Here is a 12,420-nt window from a genome sequence, read left to right on the forward strand (position 1 = left end):
AACCCGACCATGCTAGTCGACTACGCGGAAAGGACTTTTGATGAGGATCATGGCGAAGCGCGCTTACACTTACAGCGCCCACACCAGCGCCAGCAGCAGCCCCCATGCCATCAGGCCGAAGGCGATGACGGTGTAGGTGGCCGACATGACCATGACGTCATCCTCCTCGCGCTCGGCGAACGCTTGCAGGCCGTGATAGACCAGCCCACACGACAGCACCATGGCCAGCAGTACGCCACAGACGATGAACGGCATGTCGGGAACGAACAGGGTCAGCGAGGAGAACCACAGCGGCAGCGGCACCATGGCGGCCAGGAAGTAGGCGTCGCGATGGCTGAGCCGCAGGCGGTGGGCGCCCGCCACGCCGTGAATCAGCCAGCCCATTACCAGGAAAGTGAGCAGTTCGGCGGTGAACAGCGCCGGGGCGATGATGACCCAGGGGCGCTCGGCCAGACCGGTGAGCAGGGTATCGCCGTGCTGATGGATGGCGTAGTGCAGCATGACCGGCGGCAGCAGCGACAGTGGCAGTACAACGCGAAGGATCAACGCGTTGAGGGAAGGCCGGTCCTGGCGCAATTGCTGCCAACCGCCTCGCGAGAAGGGGAGTTGAAGAAGGCTCGAAAGGTTCATGACATGCTCACGGTCAATTTTTTTATATCACATTATGATATTTTCTAGCCTTGGAGCCGTAACCTGTCAAGGAGCACGATGATGCGGAAGTACGCCGGCCGGGAGACAGATGCCGAAGCATTGACCAAGCGGGATTTCGAACGCCTCTCTCACTTCCGTTATCGGTTGCGCTGCTTTCTGCGTGAGAGCGAGGAGATCTGTCGCCGGCATGGATTGACGTCACTCCAGTACCAGTTGTTGCTGCATCTGAAGGGGTTCGAGGAACGTGAGTGGGCCACGGTGGGCGAACTTGCCGAGCGCCTGCAAGCCAAGCATCACGGAACCGTCATGCTAGTCGATCGCTGCGAGCAGCTGGCCCTGGTGGAGCGTCGATCGGGGCGGATCGATCGTCGGCATAGCGAAGTGCACCTGCTACCCAAGGGAGCGCAGCTCGCGGAGCGGGTGGCGAAGGAGCACCAGCCGGAACTGCGCCATCTGCAGGAAGAGTTCACCTTGCCGGGCTGGCCCGAGTTGCCTCATTCATAGTGCCGAGCAGAGGAGACATCATGACCGACCTTTTCGCCCCTGATTCGCATGACTGGGACCCACGAGCCGATTCGGTGCAACGCGACCAGATGGCGGCTTATGATGAGATGCGTCGCCGTTGCCCTGTGGCCTACAGCGACTACCTGCAGTGGTCGCTGTTTCGCCATGAAGACGTGATGCGGGTACTCACGGATCACGAGACTTTCAGCAATGCCGCCAGTCGTCATCTCTCCGTGCCCAACGCCATGGATCCGCCGGAACATACGCGATTTCGACGGCTGATCGAGCCGTATTTCAGTCCCGAAGCGATGGCATCGTTCGAGCCGCACTGTCGGGAGATTGCCGAGAGCGTGGTGGCGCGGCTACCGCAAACGGGCGAGATCGAGGCAATGGCGGAACTGGGCCAGAACTTTGCTCTGGAGATTCAGTGCGCTTTCATGGGTTGGCCATCGAGTCTACACGAGCCCCTACGCGACTGGATTCGACAACAGCATGACGCCACCTTGGCGGGAGATCGGGAGCGCCTGGAAAAATTGGCGCTGGAGTTCGACGGTGTGATTCGGGAGCTGCTCGAAACCCGGCGGACCGCGGGAGCGGCTGCCCCTGACGATGTGACGACTCGCCTGTTGCGTGAAACCGTAGAGGGCCGGCCGCTACGGGACGAGGAGATTGTCAGCATCATCCGGAACTGGACGGTAGGGGAACTGGGGACGATAGCGGCCAGTGTGGGAATTCTGGTGCGCTACCTGGCCGAGCATCCCAATCTGCAGGCAAGGCTACGCGGCGAGCCGGAGCTGCTGCCGGCTGCCATCGACGAGATCCTGAGACTCGATGCACCGTTAATGTCCAATCGCAGGGTCACGACGAAACCCGTGATGATCGGGGGGCGGCGCCTGGAGGCGGGGGAGAAGCTCACGCTTCTGTGGGGGGCAGCCAACCGCGACGAGGCCGTATTCGGCGATCCGGATGAGTGCCGGCTGGATCGGGATGCGGAGACCAACCTGCTTTATGGCGCCGGTATCCATGTCTGTCCCGGCGCGCCGCTGGCGCGCATGGAGCTGCGCCTGATCATGGAAGCACTGCTTGCCGATACGATCCATCTCGCCCTCATCGCCGACAAGCCGGCGATTCGGGCCAGATTCCCCGCCGGAGGATACTCGGCGGTGCCGGTCAGGTGGCGCGCTGAACGGCAAGGTTCATCGCCCGATTTGGTGCGCCCGATGGGTAAAAAAGATCCCGCTGGGTGACTCGGCCGGCAGCCTGGCCAGCTCCTCGAAGGTGCGGGTGTCGTAGACCACCACCTGGTTGCTGTCGCGGGCCGAGATCCAGATGTGCTCGCCGCGCGGGGTGAACTCCTTGTGCAGGATCGATTCGCCCGGCGCCAACGTCTGGATCACCTCGAGACGCTGGGTGTCGATCACCTGAACCCGGCCATTATCGGGGTGGGCGAAGGTGACCCACACCTGGCGCTCGTCGGGGCGGCTCATGACGAAGATCGGTTGGCCCTGCACCGGAATGCGACCGACCAGCGACCAGTCGGTGGTGTCGGCAACGAGTACCTCGCTGCGTCCCACGGCGGGGAAGAAGGCGAGGTTGCCGGCCATGGCCCAGCCTTCCAGGTGAGGCATCTTGTAAACCGGCAGGCGCTCCTCGCCCTGGCCATAGTCGGGCAGGATACGCTGCACGCCGCTCTCCGGGTGCCACAGGTCGAGCAGGACCATGCCGTCCTCGCCGAATAGCCCGGCGATGTAGTAGCGCCCGTTGGGCGTGATCAGGGCATCATAGGGCATGCTGCCCACGTTGCGGTATGGGGTCAGCTCGGGCTCGTCCTGCGACATGTCCAGGGTCCAGATTTCCCCGGCCTCGAACAGGCTGAAGACGAAGACATTGCCCGGCGCGTCCACCACCCCCACCACCTTGGCCTGACCCATGGAACCGTCGGGCTTTTCGTAAGTGGCCGGCACGTCGATGATGAGTTCCAGCGTCTCGGTGTCGAACACTTTCACCCCGCCAGGCTCATAGTTGCCCACTGCCACGAAGCGGCCGTCCTGGGAAATGGCGCCCCCGATGCTGTTGCCCCCCTGGATGATGCGACCGGCAATCTCGCCGGTCAGCAGATCCAGCTTGGTCAGCCCGCCGTCGCGGCCGAAGACGAAGGCGTGGCGCGCGTCGCGGGTGAACTTCACCGAGGCGTGGGAGAGATCGCCAAAGCCCTCGACATGGCGCAGCACTTGTCTGGCCGTCGTATCGACCAGCGCCACGCTGCCGGTGGCTCGCTCGATGACCACGCCGAGGTCGCCGGTGCCGCGCAGCTCGGGTGCTACGTCGGCAACCTCGGCCAGGGCATGCCCCGCGGCCAGCAGGGAGAGAGCGCCAACGGCGATCAGGGTCTTGAGGGGGCGGGGCAGCGGCATCTCGATCTCCTCGGGATCAGTCGGCCAGGGTTTCCAGGCGGTTGTCGGTACGCAGGTGATCGGCAATCCAGCGAGCCTCGGCGTCGCTGAGCAGGGCCTTCCAGCCTGGCATGGCAGTGCCGGGGATACCGTGCTGGATGATGTGCACGAGCGCCTCGGGGCTGAAGCCCTGCATGCGGTCGCGGGGCAGGGCCGGGCCAAGCCCGCCGCGCAGGGTCATGCCGTGGCAGGAACCGCAATCCTGGTAGAGCAGGGTTTCCAGCTCGGCCCGATGTTCGGGGCCGGGCGCATCGCCGCTCGCCAGGGCCGGCAGAACCAGGGCGGCATAGAGCAGCGGTATCAGGGCCGGCAGCTTCATTGAAAACCTCGGCGGCAGCTTGACGATGGTCGTCGCGGGGAGCGAGCTGTCGCCGCAGTGTCCCGCGCCGGGCGGAAGCCCGCCTTGACCGTCATCAAGCGCATGACACGTCGCTCGGGACTTTTGACTTGCGTCAACGACACATCCGATGGCGGCTTCCAGGGCTGATGTGGCATGTAAGATGCCGCTTAAGATCCTGCTTCCTTCGTCCCGCCAGGTACCTGCCCATGGCCGAACTCGACGCCCTCGACCGACGCCTCATCGATGCCTACCAGCGTGGCCTGCCGCTCTGCGAACGGCCCTTCGCCGCCATGGGTGAATGCCTGGGCGTGAGCGAGACGCAAGTCATCGAGCGGCTCCGGTGGCTGCAGCAGGCCGAAGTGCTCAGTCGCGTGGGGCCGGTGTTCGACCCTGCCCGTGCCGGCGCCAGCCTGTTGGCGGCGGTGGCGGTGCCCGAGGCCGAGCGCGACGCGGTGGCGGAGGCGATCAACCGCTCGCCTGGCATCAATCACAACTACGCTCGTGAAGGCTTGGCTCGTGAAGGCCTGGCCCGCCAACACGACTACAACCTCTGGTTCGTGATGACGGCCTCCGACGAGATTCAGCTCGAGGCGCGCCTGGAGGCGCTGGAGGAAGAGCTGGGGTATGCGCTGCTGCGCCTGCCCATGGTCGAAGCGTTTCATATCGACCTGGGATTTCCCATTTCCTGGGCTGAGCTGGAGGCGCCATGAGTCGCCTGTCGTCGACGACTTCCATGCCCACTGGAGGCACCTCCCACCGGCGGCTCCGGGCGCTGCTCGAGCGCGGCCTGCCGTTGACCGAGCGGCCCTGGCGCGCACTGGCCGAGCAGTGCGGCATGAGCGAGCGCGAGGTGCTGGCCTGGGTCGAGCGCTGGCAGCGGGAAGGACTGATCAAGCGCATGGGGCTGGTGGTCAAGCACCATGCCTTGGGCATCCGCGCCAACGCCATGGTGGTGTGGGACCTGCCCGACGCTGACGTGGCCGAGGTGGGCCGGCGTCTGGCCGCCGAGCCTGCGGTGACGCTCTGCTATCGCCGCAGGCGGTGTCCGCCGGTCTGGCCCTACAACCTCTTTTGCATGATCCATGGTACCCGTCGCGAGCGGGTGTTGGCCGCGCTGAACGATATCGTCGAACGCCAAGGCTTGCAGGACATTCCCCACCGCGTGCTATTCAGCGTGAAAGCCTACAAGCAGTGCGGTGGCCGCTACACCCGCGAGGAGCAGCCATGAGCGTTGCACGTGCCCAGCGGCCCGAGCCGGCCGAACTGGATGGCGCCGATCGGCGCATCATCAACCGCCTGCAGGAAGGTCTACCGCTGGTCGAGTCGCCTTATGCCGCCGTGGCAGCCGAGCTTTCTCTCTCCGAAGGGGAGCTGCTCTACCGCCTCGAGCGGCTACTGGAAGCCGGTGTGCTGAGCCGCTTCGGTCCCATGTACCACGCGCAGCGCCTGGGCGGCGGCCTGACACTGGCGGCACTCGAGGTGCCGGAAGCCGACTTCGAGCGGGTCACCGCGGCGGTCAATGCCTTTCCCGAGGTGGCCCACAACTACCGTCGCGAGCATCGCCTCAACATGTGGTTCGTGCTGGCCACCGAGACGCCGGAACGTATCGGCGAAGTGATCGCGGCGATCGAAGTCGCCACCGGCCTTGCCGTGTTCAACCTGCCCAAGCAGGAGGAATTCCATGTCCGTCTCCACCTGCCCGTCTGAGCCGCAGGCCGACGACACCAGCGCGAACGGTCTCGACGCCATCGATCGTGCCATCGTGCTGGCCACCCAGGCCGGTTTGCCGCTGGTACCGGACCCCTGGGGCGCGGTGGGCAAACCGCTGGGCCTGGCCGGCAACGAGGTGCTGGCGCGCATGCGACGCATGCAGGCGAACGGGATGACCCGCCGCATCGCCGCAGTGCCCAACCACTACCGCCTGGGCTACGTGGCCAACGGCATGACCGTATGGGACGTGGATGATGCCCATATCGAGCGGCTGGGGCGCGAAGTGGCGGCGATACCCGGCGTGAGCCACTGCTACCGCCGTCCGCGTCACCTGCCCGAGTGGCCCTACAACCTGTTCGTGATGCTGCACGGGCGCACGCGCGAGGAGGTCGAGCGCCAGGCCGAGGCGCTGCGCGAGCGGTTCGGTGACGCCTGCCGCGACCACCGCATCCTTTACAGCTCCCGCATTCTCAAGAAGACCGGCCTGCGGCTAGCTCGACGGCTCGGTTCGCCGCGCTGAGGCCTGCGCCGCCTGAGGAGGTTTGCATGTTTCGTGTCACCCGCTACATCAAGTCGCTGCTCGAGCCCACACCGATGCCGCCAACCCACAAGCCTCCCGGCCCGGTGGTGATCTGGAACCTGATTCGGCGCTGCAACCTGACCTGCAAGCACTGCTACACGGTATCGGCGGACGTCGACTTCCAGGGCGAGCTTTCCACCGAGGAGGTTTTCACCGTTCTCGACGACCTCAAGCGCTTCCGCGTGCCGGCGCTGATCCTCTCCGGTGGCGAGCCGCTGATGCGCCCGGACATTTTCGAGATCTCCCGGCGGGCCAAGGAGCTCGGCATCTATACCGGGCTCTCCACCAACGGCACCCTGATCGACGAGCGCAACATTGTGCGCATCGCCGAGTGCGGCTACGACTACGTGGGCATCAGCATCGACGGCCTCGAGGCCACCCACGACGAGTTCCGCCGCCGCCAGGGGGCGTTCCGCGAGTCGATGCATGCGGTGAAGCTATGCAAGCAGCACGGCATCAAGGTGGGGCTGCGCTTCACCCTGACCCAGCAGAACTACGCGCAGCTCGACGCCATCCTGGCGCTGATCGACGAGCATGACGTCGACAAGTTCTACCTCTCGCACCTCAACTACGGTGGGCGTGGCCATCGTCATCGCAGGCAGGACGCCTGGTACCAGATGACCCGCGACGCCATGACCCGGCTATTCGACCATTGCCGGGCGGAACTCGAACGCGGCGTCGAGCGTGAATACGTCACCGGCAACAACGACGCCGATGGCCCCTTCCTGCTGAGGTGGGCGCGTGAGCACTTTCCCGACCGGGCCGAGGCGCTGGAGCGCCGCCTGGTCCACTGGGGCGGCAATGCCTCGGGCGAGCACATCGCCAACATCGACAACTTGGGCACCGTGCACCCGGATACCTTCTGGTGGGATCACGACCTCGGCAACGTGCGCCACCGGCCATTCTCCGAGATCTGGCGCGACACAGAGGATGCTCTGATGCAGGGCTTCCGCCAGCGCCCGCGCCCGCTCAAGGGGCGCTGCGCCGAGTGCCGCTATCTGGCGATCTGCAACGGTAACACCCGGGTGAGGGCATGGAAGATGACCGGCGATCCCTGGGAGGAGGATCCCGGCTGCTACTTCAGCAATGAGGAGATCGGCGTCGCCGAGGGCCGGCAACGTCGCGTGGCAGCACCTTTCGATGCCATCCCAGGCATTGAACTCTGACACGACCAAGCTTCGCACAGAAACACGAATGCCAGACCGCGTTGACGCTTCGGGGAGAGGCCGACCATGACCACACACCGCCATTCGCGACACCTGAGTTTCGTCCTCGACGAGGCACCGCTGGCGCCCGGCGAAGTCGCCATCGTCGGCGCCGGACCGGGCGACCCGGGCTTGCTCACACTGCGCGCGCTGTCGCTGCTACGGCAGGCCGACTGCCTGGTGTTCGACCGGCTGGTGTCCCAAGAGGTACTGGCACTGGCGCGCCCCGAGGCGAAGCGCTACTACGTGGGCAAGGCCGCGAGTCACCATTCGCTACCCCAGGAGGAGACCAACGCCCTGCTGGTCAAGCTGGCGCGAAAGGGGCTGCGCGTGCTACGCCTCAAGGGCGGCGACCCTTACATCTTCGGCCGCGGCGGCGAGGAGACCGAGCATTTGGTCGAGTGCGGCGTCGGCTTTCGCGTGGTGCCGGGCATCACCTCGGCCTCGGGCTGCTCCACCTACGCGGGTTTCCCGCTCACCCACCGCGACCATGCCCAGAGCGTGACCTTCGTTACCGGCCACGCCAGGGCCGACGGCGAGCTGGCGCTGGACTGGGCCGCGCTGGCGGTGCCCCATCACACCGCGGTGTTTTACATGGGGCTAGCCAATGCCGGGTTGATCAGCCGCGAGCTGCAGCGTCACGGTCTGCCGGCGAAGCATCCGGTGGCGTTGGTGGAGCGGGGCACCACACCGGAGCAGCGCAACGTATTCACCACCCTGGGTAGCCTGGTGGCAACGATCGAGCGCGAGTCACTCAAACCACCGACCCTGATCGTGGTGGGCGAGGTGGTGCGCCTGGCCGATACCCTGGGGCCCGGCATGACGACGACGCCATGGCGCGACGTGGTGCCGATGGAAGCGAGGAGGCGGGTCGTATGAGGGGCGTCCTGCCGCTGTTCGGCGTCATGCTGGGCCTGGCATTCTCGGCTGCATCGATGGCGCAGGCCGATGCGCCCGACGCCAACATGCTCTACAACCACCACTGCGCCATCTGCCACGGCGCCAGCCGCCTAGGCGGCATTGGCCCCGCGCTGCTGCCCGACAACCTCTCGCGACTCAAGCGCACCGAGGCCGTCGAGGTGATCCGCGACGGTCGCATCGCCACCCAGATGCCCGCCTACGATGAATTGTTGGACGAGTCCGAGATCGCCGCCCTGGCTGAATGGATCTTCGAGACCCCGGAGGTGGAGCCAAGCTGGACCGACGAGGATATCCTGGCCAGCCACGTGGTGACTTACCCCGACGGCATCCTGCCCGACGAGCCGGTGTTCCAGGTCGAGGATCTCAAGAACCTGTTCGTCGTGGTGGAGATCGGTGATCACCACGTCAGCCTGCTCGACGGTGATCGCTTCGAGCGTATCGCCCGTTTCCCCAGTCGCTATGCGCTGCACGGCGGGCCCAAGTACTCGCCCGACGGCCGCTACGTCTACTTCGGCTCCCGCGATGGCTGGGTGACCAAGTACGACATCTACCACCTCGAGGTCACCGCCGAGGTGCGCGCCGGCATCAACATGCGCAACATCGCCGTCTCTGCCGACGGACGCTATGTGCTGGCCGGCAACTACCTGCCTCACACCCTGGTGCTGCTCGACGCGCGCAACCTCGAGCTGATCGCCCGCATCCCGGTGGAAGGGCTCGACGGCGACACCTCGCGGGTCAGCGCCGTCTACGCCGCACCGCCGCGCAACAGCTTCGTCGTGGCGCTCAAGGATATTCCCGAGGTGTGGGAGATCCGCTGGCCGAAAGAGCGTGCCGCCGGCGACGAGACGCTGGTCGGCGACTTCTCCCTGCATCGCATGGCGGTGCCGGATTATCTCGACGATTTCTTCTTCGACCCCGAGTACCGCTACCTGGTGGGGGCGGCGCGTGGCGGCCGGGGTGGACAGGTGTTCGACCTGGATAGCGAAGCGAAGGTCGCCGAGCTGCCGCTGGAGGGCATGCCGCACCTGGGGGCCGGTATCACCTGGGAGCTCGACGGGCGCCGGGTGATGGCGATCCCGCACATCGACCGCGGCCAGGTCTCGGTGTTCGACATGAGCGACTGGACGCTGCTCACCCAGATCGAGACCGACGGTCCCGGCTTCTTCATGCGCAGCCACGAAAACTCGCCCTACGCCTGGGTCGACGTCTTCTTCGGTCCCCATCACGATCGCATCCACGTGATCGACAAGCAGAGCCTGGAGATCGTCGAGACGCTGATTCCCGAGCCGGGCAAGACCGCCGCCCACGTGGAGTTCGATCGCCGCGGCGAGACCCTGCTGCTGAGCATCTGGGATGACGACGGCTACTTGCTGTGGCTCGACGCCAATACCCTGGAGGAGCTGGGGCGCATGCCGATGAACAAGCCGTCGGGCAAGTACAACGTGTGGAACAAGACCCAATATGAAGAGGGTACCAGTCACTAGGAAATCGCGGCGCAAAGGTGGCACGGCGAGTCGCTGCGCCATCGCCGCCATCCTTGGCGGCTCTGCTTCGTGTCGCGACGAATTCGGCACAGCGCTGAAGCTCAGGCCGCCAGCTCTTCGATGATGCGCTGCGCCGCCCGGTACTGCTTGCGGAAGCGCTCGAGCAGGGTGCGCATCTCCAAGGTGCAGCAGATCGCCAGCTGACTTTCGTAGAAGTGCAGCGATAGGCTGGTATCGGCGTGGGCTCGGGCCAGCAGGACACGGGCGGTATCGTCATCGCAGACGAAGACCTGTTCGCGAAAAGCGTCACGAGGAGCGCCCGAACGCTGCGGTTCATGCTCCCAGGCATCGACGAAGGCCTGCATGCGCTCGGCCAGGCGATGGAGTTCGAGCAGGCGCTGCTCGCTCTCGATGCCGAACAGCGCCATGACCATACTGATATCCTGCCGGCTCGGCAGGAAGCTCAGTGCAAGACTGCGATGACGTCGAAGTTCGCGATACTCATGATGACAAACCTGCGCGAGCTGCCCTTGGGGCAAGGGATCGTGCGTGGCCAGTGCAATCGAAAAAGCGGACATGGTGTGCCTCCCTGGCGGAGTGGTGCCGCGCCGCGGCACCGGCGAGTGCGTTAAGTCGTGTTTTGGGCGTATTGTCATTGACGTTTGCCAAGCGGGCCCGCCGCTCCGACCTGGCTTCATGTCGAGGACCGGTGCGGCGGCCGTGCTTTATGCTGAAGACGATAGGTTGCAGCCGCGCGTCGCTCGTATTGCAGCTTCTTGATGCTTGTCATGATTCTTGTGCGCCATGCGTCGCACAATGCGCTTGTCCTAGCGTTCAAGTCGGATTTATCGCCATGAAACCTCCGCTCTTCGTTACCCGCCTGAATCGCCTCCCCATGACGCGCCTGGCCTTTCGTCCCTTCTTCCTGCTCGCGTCGCTGTTCAGCGTGCTGGCCATGGGAGTGTGGTTCGCCTTCTGGCACGGCGACATTCTGTTGCGCCCCCGGGGTGGGCTGATCTGGTGGCACCAGCACGAGATGCTGTTCGGCTTCGGTGCCGCCGTGGTGGTGGGTTTCCTGCTGACCGCGGTGCAGAACTGGGCCGGACGGCGCAGCTTGCACGGCGCGCCATTAATCGTTCTGGTGGGGCTGTGGCTGGCGGCGCGGGTGCTGCTGGCGTTTCCAGCGGGGCTGCCGAGCTGGGTCCCGGCCGCGGTCGATGTGGCCTTCCTGCCGCTGGCGGCGTTGGCCATGGCCCGCCTGGTCATCGCCGCCAAGCTGTGGCGCAACCTGATGTTCGTGCCGGTGTTGCTGCTGCTGGCCATGGCCAACCTGGCCATGCATCTCGGCGCCGCTCAGGGCAGGACAGAGCTGATCCGCCAGGGAGCCTACCTCGGGATACTGCTGATCGCCGTGCTGATGGTGCTCCTCGGCGGCCGGGTGATTCCCTTCTTCACCTCGCGCAAGCTGGGGCGGCCGCAGCCGGCGCCGATCCCGCTGCTCGAGAAGCTGACCCTGGGCTCGGTCCTGGCGGTGGTGTTGCTGCAGCTCGCTGTGCTGCTCGGCGTGGCGGTGCCCGCTGTGCTGATGGCCGCGATGATGCTGGTGGCAGCAATCGCCAGCCTCGTGCGCCTGGCGCGCTGGGAGGGCCACCGCACGCTGCACGAACCGCTGCTGTGGGGGCTGCATCTCAGCTATGCCTTCGTTCCGGTGGGCCTGGCGATGTGGGCGATGGCGCTGCTCGGGGCTTTTCGCGTCGAACTCGCCGTGCATGCACTGGCCATTGGCGGCATCGGGGCAATGATGCTGGCAATGATGGCGCGGGTCTCGCTGGGCCATACCGGGCGTCAGATCCGCACCCTGCCGGGGATCGGCGTCGGCCTGGCGCTGATGTTCGCCGCCGCCCTGCTGCGCTCGCCGGTGCTGGCGGTCTTCCCGCAGATCACCCACTGGACCTATAACCTGAGTATCCTGTTCTGGTGTGGCGCTTACCTGATCTTCCTGTTCCACTATACGCGGCCGCTGTTGAGTGCCCGCGTCGACGGACAGGACGGCTAGCGCCGTACAAGACCGGCTGGCCCGCTTTCTCGCCCAACGGTAAGGAGGCGGGCCGGCGCCATGGAACCGGAGCATCGGATGATCGAACACTACCTGCTGATCAAGCACCTGCACATGACCACGGCGGTGCTGAGCCTGACCCTCTTCGTCATGCGCGCCTGGTGGTCGGTACGCGAGGCGCCGATCCTGCAGCGGCGGTGGGTGAGGATCGTGCCCCACGTCAACGATACTCTGCTGCTGCTGCTGGGTATCACGTTGATGGTCACACTCTCGATGTGGCCGCACCAGCACCCGTGGCTCGCCGCCAAGCTGCTGGCGCTGCTGGGCTACATCCTGCTGGGAACCCGGGCGATCAAGCATGGACGCAGCATCAAGGCTCGCGGCGTCGCCGCGGTCGCGGCGATACTCACCTTTGCTTACATATTCGGCACGGCGCTGAGCAAGGATCCGCTGTGGTTCGCAGCCTGGCAGTGACGCTGGCTACCATGGGGTGTCGCTCTATACTGGATAGCCGCA

The 12,420-nt window shown here is 65.5% G+C and carries 15 protein-coding genes; 11 read left to right on the forward strand and 4 right to left on the reverse strand.

Translation table 11 applies throughout. The features are described from left to right. Positions 1-69: 69 nt before the first annotated feature. Positions 70-630: a YIP1 family protein gene (locus F0A17_RS17750; RefSeq protein WP_149329696.1), complete on the reverse strand. Its 561-nt coding sequence runs from the start codon at positions 628-630 to the stop codon at positions 70-72. A gap of 78 nt (positions 631-708) precedes the next feature. Between F0A17_RS17750 and F0A17_RS17755 the strand changes: the two genes are divergently transcribed. Continuing rightward, entirely contained in the window at positions 709-1,155 is a 447-nt protein-coding gene (locus F0A17_RS17755; protein ID WP_228716951.1) for a MarR family winged helix-turn-helix transcriptional regulator, read from the forward strand. Positions 1,156-1,175: 20 nt separating this feature from the next. Then, a complete protein-coding gene (locus F0A17_RS17760; RefSeq protein ID WP_149329697.1) occupies positions 1,176-2,402 on the forward strand; it encodes a cytochrome P450 in 1,227 nt (408 codons plus the stop codon). On the opposite strand, the gene F0A17_RS17765 is transcribed toward F0A17_RS17760, so the two are convergent. Together F0A17_RS17765 and F0A17_RS17770 are read right to left on the reverse strand one after the other, a co-directional pair. Next, entirely contained in the window at positions 2,352-3,569 is a 1,218-nt protein-coding gene (locus F0A17_RS17765; protein WP_149329698.1) for a cytochrome D1 domain-containing protein, read from the reverse strand. The genes F0A17_RS17760 and F0A17_RS17765 overlap by 51 nt on opposite strands. 16 nt (positions 3,570-3,585) lie before the next feature. Beyond that, a complete protein-coding gene (locus F0A17_RS17770; protein ID WP_149329699.1) occupies positions 3,586-3,927 on the reverse strand; it encodes a c-type cytochrome in 342 nt (113 codons plus the stop codon). Between the two features lie 227 nt (positions 3,928-4,154). Between F0A17_RS17770 and F0A17_RS17775 the strand changes: the two genes are divergently transcribed. The 7 genes from F0A17_RS17775 to F0A17_RS17805 all read left to right on the forward strand — a co-directional run bounded on the left by F0A17_RS17775 (position 4,155) and on the right by F0A17_RS17805 (position 9,848). Further along, the gene (locus F0A17_RS17775) at positions 4,155-4,658 is read left to right on the forward strand and encodes an Lrp/AsnC family transcriptional regulator (protein WP_149329700.1); all 504 of its coding nucleotides are present in this window, start codon (positions 4,155-4,157) and stop codon (positions 4,656-4,658) included. Further along, a complete protein-coding gene (ahbB, locus tag F0A17_RS17780) occupies positions 4,655-5,176 on the forward strand; it encodes a siroheme decarboxylase subunit beta (RefSeq protein WP_223111569.1) in 522 nt (173 codons plus the stop codon). The genes F0A17_RS17775 and ahbB (F0A17_RS17780) overlap by 4 nt, the downstream gene beginning before the upstream one ends. Beyond that, positions 5,173-5,655, forward strand: coding sequence for an Lrp/AsnC family transcriptional regulator (locus tag F0A17_RS17785; protein WP_223111570.1), 483 nt, complete (start codon positions 5,173-5,175; stop codon positions 5,653-5,655). The genes ahbB (F0A17_RS17780) and F0A17_RS17785 overlap by 4 nt, the downstream gene beginning before the upstream one ends. Further along, a complete protein-coding gene (gene ahbB / locus F0A17_RS17790) occupies positions 5,630-6,178 on the forward strand; it encodes a siroheme decarboxylase subunit beta (protein WP_149329701.1) in 549 nt (182 codons plus the stop codon). Before F0A17_RS17785 ends, ahbB (F0A17_RS17790) begins: the two co-directional genes overlap by 26 nt. Before the next feature lie 26 nt (positions 6,179-6,204). Continuing rightward, positions 6,205-7,404 carry a heme d1 biosynthesis radical SAM protein NirJ gene (gene nirJ / locus F0A17_RS17795; protein ID WP_149329702.1) on the forward strand — a complete coding sequence of 400 codons (1,200 nt, stop codon included), beginning with the start codon at positions 6,205-6,207 and terminating at the stop codon, positions 7,402-7,404. Between the two features lie 66 nt (positions 7,405-7,470). Further along, positions 7,471-8,322, forward strand: coding sequence for a uroporphyrinogen-III C-methyltransferase (cobA, locus tag F0A17_RS17800; RefSeq protein WP_149329703.1), 852 nt, complete (start codon positions 7,471-7,473; stop codon positions 8,320-8,322). After that, positions 8,319-9,848, forward strand: coding sequence for a cytochrome D1 domain-containing protein (locus F0A17_RS17805; protein WP_187774731.1), 1,530 nt, complete (start codon positions 8,319-8,321; stop codon positions 9,846-9,848). Before cobA ends, F0A17_RS17805 begins: the two co-directional genes overlap by 4 nt. Before the next feature lie 101 nt (positions 9,849-9,949). Here F0A17_RS17805 and F0A17_RS17810 read toward each other — a convergent pair whose 3' ends face one another. Beyond that, entirely contained in the window at positions 9,950-10,426 is a 477-nt protein-coding gene (locus F0A17_RS17810; RefSeq protein WP_149329704.1) for a hypothetical protein, read from the reverse strand. A 275-nt stretch (positions 10,427-10,701) separates the two neighbouring features. Between F0A17_RS17810 and F0A17_RS17815 the strand changes: the two genes are divergently transcribed. Beyond that, on the forward strand, positions 10,702-11,904 hold the full coding sequence (locus F0A17_RS17815) for an NnrS family protein (protein WP_149329705.1): 1,203 nt from the start codon (positions 10,702-10,704) through the stop codon (positions 11,902-11,904). A gap of 78 nt (positions 11,905-11,982) precedes the next feature. Then, positions 11,983-12,378 carry a SirB2 family protein gene (locus F0A17_RS17820; protein ID WP_187774732.1) on the forward strand — a complete coding sequence of 132 codons (396 nt, stop codon included), beginning with the start codon at positions 11,983-11,985 and terminating at the stop codon, positions 12,376-12,378. Positions 12,379-12,420 lie beyond the last annotated feature (42 nt).

The sequence above is a fragment of the Billgrantia pellis genome (genome assembly GCF_008297955.1).
Classification (GTDB): Bacteria; Pseudomonadota; Gammaproteobacteria; order Pseudomonadales; family Halomonadaceae; genus Halomonas; species Halomonas pellis.